This is a genomic window from Bacillus sp. RAR_M1_44, assembly GCF_020165935.1.
Taxonomy (GTDB): domain Bacteria; phylum Bacillota; class Bacilli; order Bacillales; family Bacillaceae; genus Bacillus; species Bacillus altitudinis.
This window is the reverse complement of sequence record NZ_JAIUKX010000001.1, coordinates 2,226,119-2,244,535: the sequence shown is the minus strand read 5'-3', so window position 1 is coordinate 2,244,535 and position 18,417 is coordinate 2,226,119. Positions and strand designations below refer to the sequence as shown.

The 18,417-nt window shown below is 40.9% G+C and carries 16 protein-coding genes; 6 read left to right on the top strand and 10 right to left on the bottom strand.

Annotated elements, in window-relative coordinates:
• Positions 1–197 precede the first annotated feature (197 nt).
• Entirely contained in the window at positions 198–749 is a 552-nt protein-coding gene (locus LCD34_RS11955) for a hypothetical protein (protein WP_224559143.1), read from the top strand.
• 56 nt (positions 750–805) lie between these two features.
• Here LCD34_RS11955 and LCD34_RS11950 read toward each other — a convergent pair whose 3' ends face one another.
• A complete protein-coding gene (locus LCD34_RS11950) occupies positions 806–1,987 on the bottom strand; it encodes an ABC transporter permease (RefSeq protein ID WP_046526598.1) in 1,182 nt (393 codons plus the stop codon).
• Positions 1,987–2,727: an ATP-binding cassette domain-containing protein gene (locus LCD34_RS11945; protein ID WP_224559141.1), complete on the bottom strand. Its 741-nt coding sequence runs from the start codon at positions 2,725–2,727 to the stop codon at positions 1,987–1,989. Before LCD34_RS11945 ends, LCD34_RS11950 begins: the two co-directional genes overlap by 1 nt.
• A 160-nt stretch (positions 2,728–2,887) precedes the next feature.
• Here LCD34_RS11945 and LCD34_RS11940 point away from each other — a divergent pair, with 160 nt between their 5' ends.
• Positions 2,888–3,589 (top strand): LytR/AlgR family response regulator transcription factor, encoded by a 702-nt coding sequence (locus LCD34_RS11940; protein ID WP_007498366.1) that lies wholly within the window; start codon positions 2,888–2,890, stop codon positions 3,587–3,589.
• Between the two features lie 11 nt (positions 3,590–3,600).
• Positions 3,601–4,566, top strand: a complete 966-nt coding sequence (locus LCD34_RS11935) for a sensor histidine kinase (RefSeq protein WP_224559129.1) — start codon at positions 3,601–3,603, stop codon at positions 4,564–4,566.
• A 35-nt stretch (positions 4,567–4,601) separates the two neighbouring features.
• Here the strand turns inward: LCD34_RS11935 and LCD34_RS11930 are convergent, their stop codons facing one another.
• The gene (locus LCD34_RS11930; RefSeq protein WP_008342143.1) at positions 4,602–5,531 is read right to left on the bottom strand and encodes an aldo/keto reductase; all 930 of its coding nucleotides are present in this window, start codon (positions 5,529–5,531) and stop codon (positions 4,602–4,604) included.
• Between the two features lie 466 nt (positions 5,532–5,997).
• On the opposite strand from LCD34_RS11930, the gene LCD34_RS11925 reads away from it, so the two are divergent.
• The gene (locus LCD34_RS11925; RefSeq protein ID WP_039963227.1) at positions 5,998–7,038 is read left to right on the top strand and encodes a DUF4352 domain-containing protein; all 1,041 of its coding nucleotides are present in this window, start codon (positions 5,998–6,000) and stop codon (positions 7,036–7,038) included.
• A 48-nt stretch (positions 7,039–7,086) separates the two neighbouring features.
• Here the strand turns inward: LCD34_RS11925 and LCD34_RS11920 are convergent, their stop codons facing one another.
• The 3 genes from LCD34_RS11920 to LCD34_RS11910 form a co-directional block, all read right to left on the bottom strand.
• Positions 7,087–8,178, bottom strand: coding sequence for an SEC-C metal-binding domain-containing protein (locus LCD34_RS11920; RefSeq protein WP_148780756.1), 1,092 nt, complete (start codon positions 8,176–8,178; stop codon positions 7,087–7,089).
• Between the two features lie 193 nt (positions 8,179–8,371).
• Positions 8,372–9,310: a response regulator gene (locus LCD34_RS11915; protein ID WP_148780757.1), complete on the bottom strand. Its 939-nt coding sequence runs from the start codon at positions 9,308–9,310 to the stop codon at positions 8,372–8,374.
• Positions 9,311–9,314: 4 nt separating this feature from the next.
• Positions 9,315–10,601, bottom strand: a complete 1,287-nt coding sequence (locus LCD34_RS11910; RefSeq protein ID WP_148780758.1) for a sensor histidine kinase — start codon at positions 10,599–10,601, stop codon at positions 9,315–9,317.
• Positions 10,602–11,118: 517 nt separating this feature from the next.
• Between LCD34_RS11910 and LCD34_RS11905 the strand changes: the two genes are divergently transcribed.
• Positions 11,119–12,099: a glutaminase gene (locus LCD34_RS11905; RefSeq protein ID WP_051632373.1), complete on the top strand. Its 981-nt coding sequence runs from the start codon at positions 11,119–11,121 to the stop codon at positions 12,097–12,099.
• Between the two features lie 33 nt (positions 12,100–12,132).
• Positions 12,133–13,560, top strand: a complete 1,428-nt coding sequence (locus LCD34_RS11900) for an alanine/glycine:cation symporter family protein (RefSeq protein ID WP_017358609.1) — start codon at positions 12,133–12,135, stop codon at positions 13,558–13,560.
• A gap of 39 nt (positions 13,561–13,599) precedes the next feature.
• On the opposite strand, the gene LCD34_RS11895 is transcribed toward LCD34_RS11900, so the two are convergent.
• From LCD34_RS11895 to LCD34_RS11880, 4 genes are all read right to left on the bottom strand, one after another.
• The gene (locus LCD34_RS11895; protein ID WP_148780759.1) at positions 13,600–14,460 is read right to left on the bottom strand and encodes an alpha/beta fold hydrolase; all 861 of its coding nucleotides are present in this window, start codon (positions 14,458–14,460) and stop codon (positions 13,600–13,602) included.
• Positions 14,461–14,773: 313 nt separating this feature from the next.
• Positions 14,774–15,139 (bottom strand): VOC family protein, encoded by a 366-nt coding sequence (locus LCD34_RS11890; protein ID WP_008342155.1) that lies wholly within the window; start codon positions 15,137–15,139, stop codon positions 14,774–14,776.
• A 100-nt stretch (positions 15,140–15,239) separates the two neighbouring features.
• Positions 15,240–16,622 (bottom strand): amino acid permease, encoded by a 1,383-nt coding sequence (locus LCD34_RS11885; RefSeq protein WP_017358611.1) that lies wholly within the window; start codon positions 16,620–16,622, stop codon positions 15,240–15,242.
• 67 nt (positions 16,623–16,689) lie between these two features.
• Positions 16,690–18,198 (bottom strand): class I adenylate-forming enzyme family protein, encoded by a 1,509-nt coding sequence (locus LCD34_RS11880; protein WP_224559127.1) that lies wholly within the window; start codon positions 18,196–18,198, stop codon positions 16,690–16,692.
• Positions 18,199–18,417: the final 219 nt, after the last annotated feature.

Here is an 18,417-nt window from a genome sequence, read left to right as displayed (position 1 = left end):
TAATTTATCATCTGGTTAGCGACAGACAAGAAGTGTTGCAGCTGGAGCTAATACAAAAGGTAAACCATTTAAAGAAGTAGATAAATACAAAAACAAGCCCCCAAAAGGGTATTATTATCACTGGCATCCCTATAAAAGGACTCCAAAAGCTCATGCTTTCCAAGGAGGTCCTGTTAAATAGTAAATAGAGGTGAATCATGTATCATTACGAAAAGCTATATAAACAGTATTTATATAAACAAGATCAATTGACTTTTACTAAAGAACAAGTCGTTGAGATGATAACGTCTAAATTTAAAGCTAGAGAATTTTCAAAAACAAAGATTTTAGATTTAGTAAATGATGATCACTTTGAATATAATAAGATATATAAATGTTTTGTCATTGATGATCCGAGTATATTGATTCAATTGTTTTCGAATGAGGAAAAAAAGGATCATCGTGAACAAGTGCTTCACAATCGTCTTCATCCGTTAAATCCTAAAAGAGTAAAAGAATGGGATTATAATCACTTATTGCTTGATGAACAAGAAGGTAGAAGAATTGATATCATTTTAGAAAGTAAAGATGGAGTATATGTTTCAGAATTTACCGTAAGAGCTAGCTGCGAAAAGCTTGATAGGTATATGAATGCTTTAATTGTAGGTGCAATTATTGAAAATGAGTTAGAAGAATATCCAGTTGATATTCATGACGAGTATTTTCAATTTTATTTAGAGAACTTGGAACAATTCGGTTTCTTAGACTAAAACATACGGTGATCGGCATTCACTTGAAAACGCCCTCTATCATAGAGGGCGTTTCTTTATTTTGCAAGCATCCATTTCTCTTTCATAAACAAACTTCTCACGATGACAAACAAGATCATCACTGTCAGCGCCGAGGAGCCGAGCGTCAGGGCAATTGACATTGGGTCAACGATGCCAAACATCAATTGCTTACATAGTGCATGAATATTAAGGAATGGGATCGCAAAGTAATACGTATCTAGCTGCGTAGCGCCTGCTCTCATGGTGAAAAACATCGGAATCACACCTAGTGTAATGATCATGGACATGTACGATTGTGCTTCTTTCACTGAGCTTGAAACGACACTGAGCAGCAGTTCGATCATGGATACCATGAATGAGAAAATAATTAATGCCGCTAACATAACGCCGATGATGCTCCACACTTGATCTCCGAAGTTCAGCGCTTGTTTCAGTTTTTCTGTAAAGAGCAATGTAGAGAGCAGCAGCATGCCAATCGCCACAATGCCACTTAATATACCAAACATAGAAACAGCTAGCCATTTTCCAATTAAAAGCTGAAGTCTGCTGGCCGGTGTCAGGAATAAAGCTTCAATTGACTTTCTATCCTTTTCACCTGCTACGATATCAAGCGCAGCTGGCAAAGCACCTGAGATCACGGACGTCACTAAAATCATTGGAAGGAGAATCGACAGCAGCATGGTGGTCACCCCGTTTTCTCCATCCCCGTCCTCTCCTTCTTGCACATCAACCGATTGTACCTCAAACGGATGGATCACTGACGATTTGATCTGATCCTGTGCCAAACGCTTTTCTACGACTTGGTTTTGATATTGTTCAAGCAATGATTGCAGCATTTGAACCGCAATCACGGAATCATCATCTGTTGGATACCCATGGACTTTAATGGCAAACGATGTTTGATGCTGAAGCATATCGCCTGCATCTTTTGGCATTTCTAGATAAGCATTTGCCTCACCGTCTTTAACGGCTTGTTGCGGGTCATCAAAAGTTTCAAGTTTCAGGTTTTTCACTTCTTTGATCATGTCATTCATATCGGACGGAAGCTTTTCATTGATTGCGACTGTATACGTTTTATCGCCTGGATCAGCGATCATGCTTTCGTAGAAAAACACGAGTCCGAGCATCGTCAAAAGAGGGATCAACACTGTTAAGAGCAGCGTTTTTCTGTCTCTGAGCGAATCTGTCATTTCTTTTAAAAAGACGGTTTTCCACATTATGCATTCCCCCTTGCGAGCTTCGACATAAAGATGTAATTCAAGTCTTCACTTTGTTCCTGTGCATATAATTCTGGAAGCGTTCCTTTGTACACGAGCTCCCCTTGATGAATCATCATGACACTATCACAAAGCAGGCTGACTTCTTCCATGATGTGGCTTGAAAATAGAATCGTTTTATTTTGCTGTTTCAACTGATGAATAAACTCTCTAAAAATATTACTCGATGTGATATCTAAACCTGTTGTCGGTTCGTCAAACAAAATAATGTCAGGGTCATGAATCAATGTTCTGGCAATCGCCACCTTTTGCTTCATCCCTCTTGAAAATCCTTTTACCTTGCGATCCATGTACTGCCTCATCCCGAATCGCTTTGCCAAATCCTCAATTCTCGCTTTGATTTCATGCTGATCTAAGCCATATAATTTCCCAAAGTATTCAAGGTTTTCACGAGCCGTCAAACGGTCATAAAGTCCCGTCTCGCCGCCAAATAAGACCCCAATTCGCTTCTTCACTTCAGTTGCTTCTTTGACTGTATCAAAGCCTGCAACATTGACTGTTCCATGAGTAGGCTCCAATAATGTCGCAACGGCGCGTAATAATGTGGTTTTCCCCGCACCATTTTCTCCTAAGATGCCGACGACTTCTCCTTCCTTCACGGAGAACGTCATATGTTTCATCGCCTTTACGACTTTTTTCTTATCTGTAAACCAGCAACTACAATCGCGTAGAGTAATCATTTGGTTCGCCCCTTTCGACTATCTACGTCTATGATAGAAAAAATACCGCCTGTCTGACATAAAAATGTCGCGAAACGTCCTTTTTCTGTCTTGAAATGATCCATTTTAAAAAACAAATGGTAAAATAGACAAATAATAAGAAGAGTCATAGGTGATTTTTATGATAAAAGTAGGTCTTGTCGATGATTACCGAGTGGATTTAGAAAAGCTGCATGCCATTGTCGGCAGAATGGATGCCGTTGACATCGTTTTTGTGACGCAGTCAGCGGAGGATGCATATGAGAAGGTCAAACAGGGCGACATTGATCTATTGTTTGCAGACATTGAGATGCCTGGCATGTCAGGCTATGAATTAGCAGACCTTATTCACTCTCATGCACTGAATGTAGATGTTGTATTTGTGACGGGAAACAGTGGGTATGCTGTCCATGCCTTTGATTTGAATGTCCATGATTATATTATGAAGCCTTATCAAGCTGATCGAATCGCCAAATCCTTAGAGCGCTACATGTCCACCAAGCAGGAGAAAAGCATTCACGGACGGCTTCTCATCAAACAGCAATCAGATATCCATGTACTGCAAAAAAAGGATGTCATCTTTGTTGAACGTACTGGCAGGTCGACGACCATTGTCACAACAACAGGAGATATTCAAACATACCAAACTCTCAACGAGTTAAAAGGTGATTTAGCTGAGAAAGACTTTATCCGCTCCCACCGCTCGTTTATCATCAATATTCATTACATTAAGAACTTTTCGGCGTATGCCAAAAATTCATTTATCGTGTCTTTTGAAGGGACTGATAAAAAAGCCATGATGACGAAGCAGCAATTAGAATACTTTAAGAAATACTACTTTTAAGGAGAACGAACGTGAACGCTTTCTATCTTGGATTTCGCATATATACGCTCATCTGGCTCGGTCTTGCAGTTCAAGCTGCTGCTAAAGCTGTTCTGCCTTTGTCATCAAGCATGGTGTGGCTTCTGACCTTTTGCATCTTGTGCCTTTACACCTTTTTCATTTACAAAAGGTTTTGGCTAGGTATGAGTGGTTACGTGATATTAGGCGCTTTTGTGCTCATTACCTGTTCAGGCATTTCACTTTTTCTCACGCACGGAAATGGACTAAGCCATCTTCTAACTGTCCTCATCATTTTGACAGTCGATCTCCTTTCCTTCAAGGTGATGCAAACAGAGCAACGATTAAATGGACGGCTTCAAGAGCTGATTCATGCTGAGTCGAGAACCAATGACTTGCTGCTTGAGCTGCGAAGTAAACACCATGAAACAGCTAGACATTTAAATGCCTTTTCCGCATCGAATGACGAGCATGAGATCAAAGATTTGATTCAGCAATACGTGAAACATTTCCCTTGGATCAAAGGGGAAAATGCTTATTTGGCTTCCTCCCTTCATTCCTTTTTCCAACGGGCTGAAAAAGAGGAGATTGCCCTTTCACTAGATCTTCAAGCACCCTTTTCTTCTCTTCCTTTTTCTAAAGCGGATCAGGTGAGTTTTACTGGCAACCTGCTTGATAACGCATTAGATGCCGCCATTGAAGCGAAGCAAGCTGGGAACGAGGGAAACATCTCGATCACGACTTCCATCCGGAGCGGGCTCTTTTTGATTCATTGTGAAAACAGTACGAAGGGAATGGAAAAACACGTATTAGATCATCTGTTCAAGACGTTTGGCCGCTCGACAAAAGGCGGTGATCATCAAGGTATGGGTACTTATATCATTCATCAGCTTGTTGAAAAGGCAGACGGCACGCTTGATTTTACGTATCGTTCTCCAAACCTGAGGCTCGTAATCAAGATTCCTCTCACAATGGCATAAAAAATAAGGTGCTACTTGGCACCTTATTTTTTATATTATGAAAAGATCTGATCGATTTCGTTGATTTCTTCTTTTGTTAATTGAACATCGTTTGTTTTCAAGTTTTGTAAGACTTGCTCGGCTCGTTTTGCACCCGGAATTATGGCATCAATGCCATCCTGCGCCAATAGCCACGCCAGCGCTACATGAGCTGTTTCGGCATGTTTTGATTGCGCAATGGCCTTCAGCTTGTCTACTTTTTCGAGGTTTTGAAGGAAAGCATCGCCTTGGAAAAGCGGGTCCTTTGCTCGAATATCATCAAATGTCGCATCCTTTGTAAACTTCCCAGTCAACAGGCCTGACGCCAATGGAAAATAAGGGATAAAGGAAATCCCATGCTCCACACAGTATGGGAGAAGGTCTTGCTCAGCCTGACGTTTCAGCAGAGAATACTCTGATTGAAGCACGTCTAGGTATCCATCTCGATTAAAGGTTTGAAGCTGTTCAAAATCAAGGTTTGATGCCCCAATTGCCCGGATTTTCCCCTCATCCTTCAATTCCTTTAAAGTACCTGCCACTTCATCCAGCGGCGTGCGGCCATCTGGGAAATGCATATAGTACAAATCAATATAATCGGTTTGGAGCCTCTTCAGGCTGTCTTCGACCTGCTGTCTTAAGAAATCTCGGCTATTATCCAGTTCAATTTGCCCGTTTACCTCTTTATGAGCCCCTTTTGTCGCAAGAACCAGTTCTTTTCGGCCGCCTCTTTTGGCAATGATCTCACCAATCAATTCTTCTGAACGGCCCAGCCCATAAATAAAAGCAGAATCTAAGAAATTGACACCATGATCAAGAGCTGTTTCTACCAGCTCCCGCCCTGCATCTTCACTCAGATTCGGGAATAAATTATGCCCGCCTACTGCATTTGTTCCAAGCCCTATCGGATTCACCTGTAAATCAGTTCGTCCAAGCGTTACTTTTTTCAAAAGCTCATCTCCCTTATCTGCTTAATCATCCTTATTTTCCCATGAATCATTTTCAACATTCAAGTATTCTGCTCTCTGAAAATCAATCTGGAGGTGGACGCTTTGAAAGAAAAAAGTTTTGCGATGTGAATTCTAACACATCTTTTGAAATGAAAACTACCTCCATTTCAAGATTTTTACACACAAAACATTTAAAACCCATGATAAATAGATAAATTAATTCTTATTAACTAGTATATTCTACTTATTAAATTCCGTTTTTTATAGGTATTTGTGTAAAAATCTATCAAAGATAGGGACTAAAACCTATTCCTCATCACGAATGAAATTCGATAGAATGAATAGTGCAAATCGTCATTAGGATATTTTCCCCTTTAACACCCGAATATACCATTCTATCTGTTTCTTTTTTCTCAGTCAGATAACGGGAAGAAAATGACGAAAGAAAAGCAAAGGAGCATCAACTGTGAATCTTAAAAAAATAAGTGCACTCCTCATGATTTCATTCGTGATGATCATCTCTGCAGCCTGCCAGAGCTCAGCAAAATCAACAAAGGATGACCAAAAATCAACAAAAACAGCAGAGGTAAAAGTGAATAGCTACGAATATACGTTACCAGAAGACTCAACAACTACCTTGCGAGACAATGAATTGGTGTTAAAAGTCAACCTGACGATCACCAACAAAGGTGACAAAGCCCTTTCACTATATAACTCTGATTTCACCCTTTATCAGGACGATGCCAAAGTCTCTGATTTAAAATTCTACGGCAGTAAAGACCGCCTTGATCTTGGGTCATTGAACAAAGGGAAATCACTATCAGGAGCGCTTTATTTCCTAGTAGATAAAGGCAAAAAATATCAGTTCGTGTACCAAGATAGCATCAAGAAAAACAGCGATTCGATCGAAATTGAACTAGATGGCGAAAAGATACTAGATACAGCGAAAAAGCTAGATAACCCAGCAAAAGCGCTATCTGCTTATACAGATCTCATTGTTTTTGACAAAAAGAATGATCAATTCTCAGAATTAACAGGTGACAATCAATCAGATGTCGTTAATAAATATCACGAAATGTTCGTGAAAGACTTCAAGAGAAGTGCAGGCATATACGGAAATGAAGTCAGTGACCGCGATATTTTATCCATGTACAAACGCATGCAAAATACAATGAAGGATAAAGCGAAAGTGGAAACAAGTGTGAAAACCATCTCAGATGACGAAGCGAAGGTTGTCGCTCAAGTAACCGGTATTGATGCTTCTAACTTAAAAGACAAACTAGACAAACAAAGAGATGAGTTTTACAACGGCAAAATCCGTTCGAAAGAAGAATTGTATAAGAAAAGCTTGAATATGTACGCATCTGAGTTTGAAAAGCTTCCTCCAGTCTCAAGCCCTGCTGAGTATGAAGTGAAAATGAAACGTAACGGAGATGGTCAGTGGAAAATTGACCTCAATGATTATAATACAGAGCAATACATGAGTGGTTTTATTAAAACAAGATGATGAAAAAAAGACGCTGGCTCCTTGAAAGGTGCCGCGTCTTTTTTCATGCTATGATACAGTCGTCTCTTGCTCTTCTTTGACCGCTTTTTCAATGTCTTTAAATCGGCTCGATACAGTGGACGCACTAATACCATACTTTTTAGCAACTTGTGCTTGAGAAAGCGGGGCATCGCTTGCAAGTGAATGAATATAATATTCGATTCCCGCAGCAAATGACGCCGCTTTACGGATCACAGGTGCTTTCTGATCACAGTAAGCTTTCCAAACCGTTAAAGCGCCATCTGTCAGGCTTTGGTCACCGTGCTCTTTCATCCCGTCTTCAATCAGCTTGGCTGTTTCCAGCTGAACATCACTAGCCCAGTCCATCCGATCTGCTGATAGTCCTACTGTACTTCCTTCTGTTTGAGCAGGCGCTTCTGTTTCTTCAACTTCTTGCTTCGCAAACATACACTTCAGCACTTCAGGGAAGGCTTCTCTCATAAATGTGCTGCGTGCTCCTCCGTTTGCCTCATGTGCTTCAACGAGCTGGCGAACCTGAAGAAGAAGCGTATCAGTAAACTCTTTCGCAAACATCGTATATTGAATGAAAAACTCTGCCTTTTCTTCAAACTGAACAGGGAAACCTAGAACAAGACTACCTTTCTCTGGCAGCACAGTTTGATCCGGCTTCACATCAACTTCAACCTTCTCAGCTGTCACCATATTCTCAAAGTATAGAGACTCGTCCGTTTTTTCATTTAATAAAAGCAAAGATGGCTCCATGTCTGTCCAAGATTCCACCACCTGTCTTGTTTTAGGACGGGTAATATCTTCTGCTTTTTTTTTCAGGAATTCTTGGAAGATGGTCTCTTTCTTATCTGTTAATGGGCGGAAGAAAATGCCCCATACACTCAAATGAAAGACTGAGATTTGTTGCGTTTCTTTATCCATATCTGCTAGGAAAGAAAACTCATTAATGAATTGATTGATCGCTCTCTGATGCTTAGAGAACGCATAATTCATTAAATCCTTTTGAACTTGTACAGCTTCCTTAAACACAAGCTCAGACGTTTGTTCTCCGCCTGACTTTTGACCACAGCAATGTTTATATTTTTTTCCGCTTCCGCATGGGCAGAGCGCATTTCGTTTAATTTTTCCCAAAATAAAACCTCCGACATTCTAGTCTAACCTCACTATTTTAACAAACGATTGCACAGGAGGGTTTTATTTTCAAGAAAAAAGAAAAATCAGAATGATCAGATAAATAACAAAGACGTCTAAAAGAGCAAGGCGGCTCATAGTCAAAAGCACTCTGTCTCTGTTTATTTTCTCCAATCATTCCAATAGATTTCCCTCAGCTCATCCCTTCGAATAGCTGCTTTGCTTCAAAATAAAAGATTTGCACGAACTTTTTCGTATTGACTCTGCCTGTTGACCCTGCAGATGAAGAAGTCTTCTGCATTTCTTTCATTCTTTGGCTGACATCAGTGAAATCAAAAAACTTCGACGCATAGTGCTCAAATTTAGGGTTTGAAAAATCTGTGAGCCCTAGTGATGCGAAATGATTTAAGGAATGATGGATGGCTCGTCTAATTCGCTGCTCTGCTGCTTTCACTTCCCGCATCACTTCCACATCCGACGCACCACGACCAAGCTTTCGTTCCGCCGTTTTGATAAATAGCTGCTTTAATGGCGGAAAATTCACCTCATGAGAATTGGCTGTCTGCGTTTCATGTAAGTAGATCAAGATCTCTAGTAAATCCTTAGAGCCACTCTCTCCGACAATTCCTAATTCAGATAGGAGGAATTCCCCTGCCTCTTTCATCGTTCTTCGCTTCGATCCAGTACCTGTCTCATGAGAAATCACCGGCTCTAAAGGCAGCACATGTCGAAGAGAAGTTTGAATATCGTAAATTGATTTTTCGAGCTTGATCCGCTCCATGACCTTTCGAATGACACTGACAATCTCAATTCGATTGACGGGTTTATGAATATAATATTCAATTCCAAGTTCATAGGCTTCTGCCATCATCTCTTTTGCTTCTACTTGAGATATCATGATGACCTTTCCTTTGAATTCAGGGTGAATATGACGTATGGTTTGAATGCCGTCTCTAGCTGGCATTAAAAGATCAATCAGAAGGATGTCTACTTTTTTCAGGTTCAATGAATGCGCTTCTAATCCAATGCCGTCATCAGCTTCATCCACGACCTCTCCTAGATCCTCATCCTCAATGATCTGACCTAAAATCGAGCGTATTGCACGATCATCATCTGCAATGAAAAATCGCATACACTCACCCTCTCTGTATTAAATTTTTTATCGGAAGGACAAGCTGAAAAGCTGTTCCCTTCGTTTCTTTCTGCTCAATCTGGATTTGACCGTCCAGCTCTTGAACCAGCTCTCTCACATAGGATAAGCCAATCCCAGTTGACGGTGTTCCATATGCATCAAATTTTGAGGTATATCCAGGATCAAATACAATCTCTCTCAATTTCTCAGGAATACCCGGTCCATCATCCTCAACCCGAATCTCTATTTTATCATGACTCCCTTTTAATACGAGTGAGATGGCTCCATCATCCTTGATTGCTTCAACTGCATTTGCCATTAAATTATTAATCAGCGATAAGAAAATGAACACATGATACTCATGCAAGTGAATGCCTTTTATATCAGATGTAAAGGAAATGTTCTTCCCGAGAGATAGCGCATATTTCTCTTGAATGCGAATCACGATTTGAACAAGATCCTCTGCCCTCATATAATCTTGCATATTCTCCTTGGAAATTAGCTTTGAAAGCCCAGCGTAAATACGCTGATTGTCCTTTTTGACTTCATGTATTTCCCCTGCAAGCTTGAGCAGCTCCTGACTCACTTTCTTTCCTGCCTCATGTTCATTCAGCAGACGATAGAGCCGATAGGATTCTTGCGTTATGTGCTCTGTATGATTTAACGTTTTCTTTAAATGAACTGTTTCCTCATATAGATTTGAAATGACCATCATCATATGCTCATTTTGCTTCATGATTTGTTTCTCTCTTGATTGTGCCTCATACAGTCTCATCATATTAAAAAAGCTGATGACCACGAAGCTGTGAGCAAATGCAATGAGGATCATATCACTCAGCTTTGAGAAAGTCATGGTTGTATCAAACACTAAAAATTGTACAAACAGCTCAACAAAATCAGCAAGCAGTTCAATCATCAGTCCGATCAGCCCAATAAAAATGGAACGTTGCTTGAAACGTCCTGTACGGACAACAAAGAAAAGCAAAGCATATGTAAAGTAAAAAAAGAAGCTCGGAAACTGCTGATAAAATGACAGAGCCAAATCAGCTTTTTGCTGAATAAGGTCTAAACCTACCCGAAATAGAACAATGGCTGCACCTGTTAAAAACCCTGGCAGCAATGGTCTTGATTTTCTTAAAAGTAATAAGCAAAAGAAAAACGCAGGTGCCCCAAAACTAATGCGAAATGTTTCATTCACAGGATAAAACTTCAGCTCTCCCGCAAGCGGCACAATGACGATCATAAAAATCAAAATAAATGCGTCTTTTTTGACAAGCTGGTTTAAACTCAAATGACTGACATCCCTTCCCCTGTCTACATAGCCACAGTATACAAGGAGACTCTTTGCTTCACAATGAGCAAAAAAATTATTTTCACGGCTTCTTCTCTCTTCAAAATCATTTTTTATGACTATTCTCCGAGGAGGCATGGTGACCTTTCAGCTATTCTACGATTTGGATATTGTCTACAATAATGGGAATTGTTTAGACAATTGCATGCAGACTGATTTTTATTTGTAAGTTTTTCTGTAGATTTTCGTCAGATTGTGTAGTTTCCAAGATAAATTGAATGAACAATTTTAGTGAAACTATATGTAAGCGTTTTCTGATTTTTCACTAAAAACCCTTTTTGTTGTTTCGCCGCCAAAGCCTTCATTTGAACATATATTTAGGTGTAAAGGAGTGGTACAAGCAGCGCATGACAAGTTCTTTGAAGATGTGTAACATGTTTTCGTGCCTATTTGATCGCATTTTTTGTCATCCGCCAATTCAATAGGGTACTTTTTGATTTTTGATTGGAGGAATCGTATGAAAACAGCAATTTCTAATAATACACAACACGCATGCCAGTCTTCTGTTGATCAATGGGCAGAAGAAATACGTCCGTATTACAAAAACGGGCAGAACGCTGGCTACATTCCAGCACTCGGAAAAGTAAATTCCTCTCAACTTGGTATCAGCGTGATAGGCCCAGATGGATCATCTGTACGTTATGGTGATTGGGACGTTCCCTTTACCCTGCAAAGTATCTCAAAAGTCATCAGCTTTATAGCTGCCTGTTTAGGAAGAGGCGTTCCGTACGTCTTGGATCGGGTAGATGTAGAGCCAACTGGTGATGCATTTAATTCCATCTACCGCCTTGAGATGCATAAACCAGGGAAGCCCTTTAATCCAATGATTAATGCTGGAGCTATTACCGTATCCTCCATCCTTCCTGGAAAGACTTCTACAGAAAAGCTAGCATATATTTTCGATTTAATCGAAAACTTAATAGGTAAGCGTCCTTCTGTTAATGAAGAGGTTTATCAATCAGAATGGGCAACTGCACACCGCAACCGGGCACTTGCTTATTATTTAAAAGAAACCAATTACTTAGAATCAGATGTCGAGGACACGTTAGAAGTGTATTTAAAGCAATGTTCCATTGAGGTCACAACAGAGGACATCGCCTTGATTGGACTGATTATTTCAAGTGATGGCTTCCATCCCTTTAAACAAGTCCAAGTCATCCCAAAAGATATCGCAAGACTAACAAAGGCATTGATGCTGACATGCGGCATGTACAATGCGTCTGGTAATTTTGCTGCTTTCGTAGGCGTTCCAGCCAAAAGTGGTGTGTCTGGAGGAATCATGGCTTGCGTTCCGCCAAGCGCAAGAAGAGAATTCCCATTTCAGACAGGCTGCGGTATCGGCATTTATGGTCCTGCCATTGACGATTGTGGAAATAGTATTACCGGTGTCATGATGCTGAAGAAACTCGCCAAAGAGTGGGATCTCAGTATTTTTTAAAAAGAACAGTGATGAATTCGAAGAGGTGATGTTATGAACGAAAAAGCTTTGCTATCTTATTTAACAACTACAAATGATTTTATTTGGACTTATCTAATCATTGCTCTGTTACTTGGAGTAGGGGTCTACTTCACATATAGATCACGCTTCCTGCAAGTCAGAATGCTGAAAGAAATGCTGCGTGTTCTAAAAGAAGGAAGAAAAGAAAAAGAGGGAATCTCACCGTTCCAAGCATTTGCCATCAGTATGGCAGCACGTGTCGGAACAGGGAATATCACAGGGATTGCCATCGCTATTGCGATCGGTGGACCTGGCGCAATCTTCTGGATGTGGATCGTAGCGATTATCGGTTCTGCTTCAAGCTTTGTTGAAAGTACACTAGCTCAGGTGTATAAAGTAAAAGATAAAACAGGATTCCGCGGTGGACCTGCTTATTACATGGAAAAAGGGTTAAATAAGCGCTGGATGGGGATTTTATTTGCCATCCTGATTACGATCTCTTTTGGGATTGTCTTTAACGCCGTGCAATCAAATACAATCACCGTCGCTTTTAAAAACTCTTTTGGCCTAGATCGTTTAACTGTCGGAATCGTTATGGCTGTTATTTTTGCGTTCATTATTTTCAAAGGGATCAAAGCGATTGCAAAAGCATCTGAATATATTGTCGTTTTTCTTGCCGTTGCTTACATCGGGATTGCTTTCTTTGTGATTATCACAAATATCACTGAACTACCAGGTGTCATCAGTACGATTGTGAAGCACGCTTTCGGATTTGAACAGTTTGCCGGCGGTACATTAGGTGGAGCATTGTTACAAGGGATTAAACGCGGTCTCTTCTCAAACGAAGCCGGTATGGGTAGTGCCCCTAACGCAGCAGCAACTGCTGTTACGAGCCACCCCGTCAAACAAGGATTAATCCAAGCATTTGGTGTGTTAACAGATACGTTAATTATTTGTACAAGCACAGCCTTTCTTGTTCTGTTCTCTGATGCGTATAAAACAACCAATCTGGAAGGAATTGAGCTAACTCAGGCTTCATTAAGCCAGCACATTGGCCCTTGGGCTTCTGGATTCCTGGCGATCATGATTTTCTTATTCGCTTTTAGTACGTTAATTGGTAACTATTACTATGGTGAAACGAACATTGAGTTCTTGGGAGCGAATAAAATTTGGCTCAACATCTATCGTGTTGCTGTCATTGGCATGGTTCTATTCGGAGCTGTTGCGACTGTTCCTCTCGTTTGGGGTCTAGCCGACTTATTCATGGGTCTCATGGTCATCGTCAACCTCATTGCCATTACCATGTTGTCCAAAGTCGCCTTTGCAGCACTGAAGGATTACATGAGACAGAAAAAAGAAGGCAAAGATCCTGTTTTCTATAAAAATGCCGTTCCAAACAATGAAGAGATTGAATGCTGGGACGACGAACCTGTTTCCTTGAAAAAGAATCAAATCGGATAAAACAAATAAGCTCTGGTCATATGATCAGAGCTTATTTCTTTATGTTAAAAATTCGAGTATGAGCTTATTCACGACATCTGGTTTTTCATGATTGATCCAATGAGTGGCATCATCGACAAAAATCAGCTGTCCATTTGGGCAAATTTTGATTGTTTCTTTTGCGAGCTTTCTGCTTAGAAACTTGTCCTCCATTCCCCAGATCATGCGGACAGGAACGAGAATTCGTTTGGAAATCGGTTTTTCAAAGCCGCCTTTTTTAATACCTCGATACCAATTCAACATGGACGTAATGGCTCCCGGCTGCGTCCATGCCAGCTTATAGCTTGAGACATCTTCCTTCGTGAACAGATGAGGTCTTGTAGACAGTCCAATTGCTTCATCCAGTCTTTGAAAGTGATTTTCTTGAAGGGCTGCCTCTGGTACATTTGGAAGCTGAAAGAACGCGATATAAGAGCTCTTCTTCCACTGCGGCGGATAAAACGGAAGGACCTTCATCATCACACGAGGATGCGGCATGTTGACGATGATTAATTTCTCTACATATTGAGAACGGGTTGAAGCAAGATGCCAAGCAACAGCTCCGCCCCAATCATGTCCGCCGACAATGGCCTTTTGATTTGGGCTCAGTGCCTTAATTAATCCCACGATATCATCTCTTAATTTGTCTAAGACGTATGATTCGACTCCTTCTGGTTTGTCACTCAGATGGTATCCCCTTTGATCAGGAACAACGACACGATACCCTGCCTCAGCCAGGGGGCGGATTTGATTTTTCCAACCATACCAAAACTCAGGAAATCCATGCAGCAGAACCAGCAGTGGGCCATCTTCAGGACCAGCCATTGCTGTATGGAGCTTTATGCCGTTTGTTTGAATATATTGAAACTCAACTTGATCCATTCCTTTTCCACCCTTTCCCCATGTCTTATCATTCTTCCAACATAGCATATTTTCCATTTTTCAGAAAATAAAAACACTCACAAAAAAACCTTCACAAGGGTGAAGGTCTCAGATTGTTGACAAAGGGCTAAAATGAACTTTATTTTAGCCCTTTGTCTTCTTTTCAGCGTGATAGAAAACCTTTGCAGCCCTAGGAAGAACGAGTACTGGCGCGGAGCGAATTTCACATTCGTGAGCACCAGCACGCAGGACTGACACCGAATGCGAGGGTTTGTCTACATGCTGAAACCTTCTCAAGGGTGAAGGTCTTTATTTATTTCATATAATTCAGCACCCATATCAGACCATTCTTCCGATCTTGTACTTGTCCATGAAGTGCGCCAAAAAACGTATCCTGTAATTCCACAAGGACATCTCCGTCAGCTTCAAGCGCCTCGTATACAGCCTTTAACTCTTCCTCATTGTCAAACTGCATGATCAATCGAAGATTCTCCGGTTTTGGTGTGCGGCCAAATGTATCTGAAAAGTGGAGCAGTGATTCTCCAAGGTGTAGCTCAGCATGCAATACACGGTCTTGATGTTCATTTAAGATACGAATATCTCCGCCAAAAATTCCTTGATAATATTGAAGAGATTCTTTGACATCTTCTACGACAATATAAGGACTAACGCTGATCATTTCCCTCATCCTCCTCTTGTTCCGTTCATTATCTCTTATATAGCTTATCCCAAATCGTATGAAAAAAGGCACAAATCGTCAACGGATTTGCACCTTTTTCTCAAGCAGATTTCGCTAATTCACTGTGTTTGTTAGAATACGCTGCGTACATGACGACACCGATCATCAGCCAAACCCCGAAGTACAGCCATGTCCGGCCTGGTAAATTGAGCATCAGAAACACACAACAGCCCATCGAGATAATTGGCAAAACCGGTACAAACGGAACCCGGAATCCCCTTTCCAGCTGTTTATGTGTCTTTCTCAAAATGAGTACGGATAAACTCACCATCGCAAACGTTAATAATGCACCGATATTGGCTAGGTTGGACAGGTCCTTCAAATCAATAAACCCTGAAATAACAGCTGTCATTCCGCCAATCACCCATATACTTGCAACAGGTGTATCACTTTTGTTTGTTTTTGAAAACACTTTAGGCAAGAGCCCGTCCCGCCCCATCGCAAAAGCAATTCGAGTTGCCGCATAATTATTGGCGAAAATCACAGCCATCAATCCAATCACAGCACCGACAGAAATAATACCAGCCACGCTATGTTGATGGACACTTTGCAGGACATAAGACATTGCCTCTGTCACATTCAACTTCGTATAGTGCACCATGCCTGTCATGACCAAACAAACGACAATATAAATGATCGTACAAATGAGCAATGAACCAATAATGCCAATTGGCAGGTTCCGCTGTGGATTTTTCACCTCTTCTGCAGAAGCCGAAATGGCATCGAATCCTAAAAAGGCAAAAAACACAGCAGCGGCTCCAGCAATAATCCCTTCCGTACCAAACGGCATGAACGGCTGCCAATTGGCTGGCTCTACATAAAAACCACCTACTACAATGAAAAGAACAATAATGCCAAGTTTCACAAACACCATGATATTATTGAATTTTTTACTTTCTTTCGTTCCTCTAGATAGGATCCACGCAATGAGTAAAGCAATGATAATTGCTGGCAAATTCATATATCCGCCTTGTTCTGGACCAGCTAAAAATTGATGTGGAATTGAGATTCCAAACCCCTCCAGCAGGCTGTTAAAATAACTCGACCAGCCACTCGCTACAGCTGAAGCAGTCAGCATATAAACAGATAATAACGTCCATCCCATGAGATGACCTACGAGTTCACCCATTGTGGTATATGAATAAATGTACGCACTGCCGAACACAGGCAGCGCGGAAGCCATTTCTGCATAACAGAGTGCTGCTAGACTGCACACAATCGCTGCGATCGCAAAGGAGAAAATAACAGCCGGTCCTGCATCCTTAGCTGCTGTAATTCCGGTTAACACCATGACCCCCGTCCCAATCACAGCCCCTATGCCAAGGAGCGTGAGATCGAGCCCGCCCAGTGTTTTCTTTACCTTTTGCTGTCTGCTCTGTTCTAACAAATCGTGAATGTGTTTCTTACGAAGTATATGTCGCAAACCCTTTCCCTCCAAAACGTTAGAAAAACAAAAAAATCATTCAAATTTCATTATAGCAGAATAGGTCCTACGCATTCACAACCAATTCACGTAAATCTTTCTTCATGATTTTACCAAGTTTATTTTTTGGCAGATCCTGCGTGAAATGAATGGATGGCACTTTGTAATCTGCTAAACGTTCCTTGCAGTAATTCAACACATCTTCTTCGCAGAAATCGACAGATTCGTCTTTTACGATATACGCACTTGGTACTTCACCATATAAGTCATCTGGTACCCCAATGACAGCAGATTCAATTACACCTGGAATTTGATCAATGACCTCTTCCACTTGGTCAGGATAAATATTATCCCCACCGTATAGAATCACATCTTTGTATCTCCCTGTGATGTAAAGAAAACCGTCTTCATCCAGATAGCCTGCATCCCCCATATGGAACCAGCCATCTTTGAGCACTTTCTCTGTCGCTTCAGGTTGATGATAGTAGCCTAAGAAATAAAATGGGCTTCTCATGACGACCTCGCCAATTTCTCCAGCTGGCACCGCCTCCTCTGTCTCAGGATGCACGATTTTGACTTCTACATCCGGATCCACTTTACCAGCAGAGCCCATTTTATCCTCGCCCATCGCTGGATGCCACGCACTCACAACCCACGCTTCTGTACTTCCATAGCCATGCATCATCTGAATGCCTACTTCTTTGTAATCTTTAATTAAGCGTACCGGTACCTTCGTACCGCCAGAAATTGCAATTTCAAAAGATGAGAGATCGTAAGAACCGCGCTTCATTTCTTCTAGCATGTACGTGTAAGCTGATGGGAAAGCCATCATAAACGTAATTCTTTCTTTCTCAATTGTTTCTAAAATGCGTTTCGGCGTTGCATCATGTAAGAAGACTAACGTATACCCTTCAATTGCAGCTGCAATCAGGTGATTAATTGAACTCATATGATACAGCGGATGACTTGCCAAGTACCGTTTTCCTCTCAGATCAAATCCTCGGTTCCCATGTCTTGTTAAAAATTGATAGATTCGCCCATGTCCGACCATACAACCTTTTGGATTGCCTGTTGTACCTGAAGTGAATAAAATCATGGCCAAATCCTCTTCTGATACCTCTTCAGCAAGATCACTTCCATCATTAGACGCCAATATGTCTTCAAACAGCTGTGTTGTTTTCGCATTAACACCAGATTCCACCATGAGACAATCTTCTAAAGACACATTCACTGCCGCAATGATGTCACGGAATTCACGGTCAAAAAATAAAGCTTTTGGCTCTGCTTTTTTCAAGATACCTTCTAGCTCAAAAGAGGTAAGCTGCCAGCTAAGCGGTACGGCGACAGCACCTGCTTTAATGGCTGCGAGCATAATCGTAGAAAAGTGATGATGGTTTTGACAAATAAAGCACACCCGGTCACCTTTTCGAATTCCTTTACGATGTAAGTAATGCGCCAGCTGATCAATGCGTTTTGCATATTCTTCAAATGTATAAGACACACCTCCGCCAGTTACCGCTTCAATTTGTGAAGAGCGTTCCATTCTGTCGTTTAGTAATGCCTGTAAAGTATTCAATATCTTCATCTCCAAACGTTTGATGTCCAATAGCCAATTTCCAGAGAATTGGATTGGCAGATTTTATCTCATTCACATTCTAAAATAAAAAAAGGTGAAAGTAAAATCATTTCATTTTGGAATTGTTCCTTTTATTAATTGATAATATAGGTAATTTTATAGCCGTCTTCCATTTTGGTTTAAATGATGATGCTTATTATGATAAGATAGACCTAGTAA

Bases quoted from the DNA above. Each gene is read 5' to 3' on its own strand.
- LCD34_RS11955 (WP_224559143.1), top strand. From the start codon at position 198: ATGTATCATTACGAAAAGCTATATAAACAGTATTTATATAAACAAGAT.
- LCD34_RS11950 (WP_046526598.1), bottom strand. From the start codon at position 1,987: ATGTGGAAAACCGTCTTTTTAAAAGAAATGACAGATTCGCTCAGAGAC.
- LCD34_RS11945 (WP_224559141.1), bottom strand. From the start codon at position 2,727: ATGATTACTCTACGCGATTGTAGTTGCTGGTTTACAGATAAGAAAAAA.
- LCD34_RS11940 (WP_007498366.1), top strand. From the start codon at position 2,888: ATGATAAAAGTAGGTCTTGTCGATGATTACCGAGTGGATTTAGAAAAG.
- LCD34_RS11915 (WP_148780757.1), bottom strand. From the start codon at position 9,310: ATGCGATTTTTCATTGCAGATGATGATCGTGCAATACGCTCGATTTTA.
- LCD34_RS11905 (WP_051632373.1), top strand. From the start codon at position 11,119: ATGAAAACAGCAATTTCTAATAATACACAACACGCATGCCAGTCTTCT.
- LCD34_RS11900 (WP_017358609.1), top strand. From the start codon at position 12,133: ATGAACGAAAAAGCTTTGCTATCTTATTTAACAACTACAAATGATTTT.
- LCD34_RS11895 (WP_148780759.1), bottom strand. From the start codon at position 14,460: ATGGATCAAGTTGAGTTTCAATATATTCAAACAAACGGCATAAAGCTC.
- LCD34_RS11890 (WP_008342155.1), bottom strand. From the start codon at position 15,139: ATGATCAGCGTTAGTCCTTATATTGTCGTAGAAGATGTCAAAGAATCT.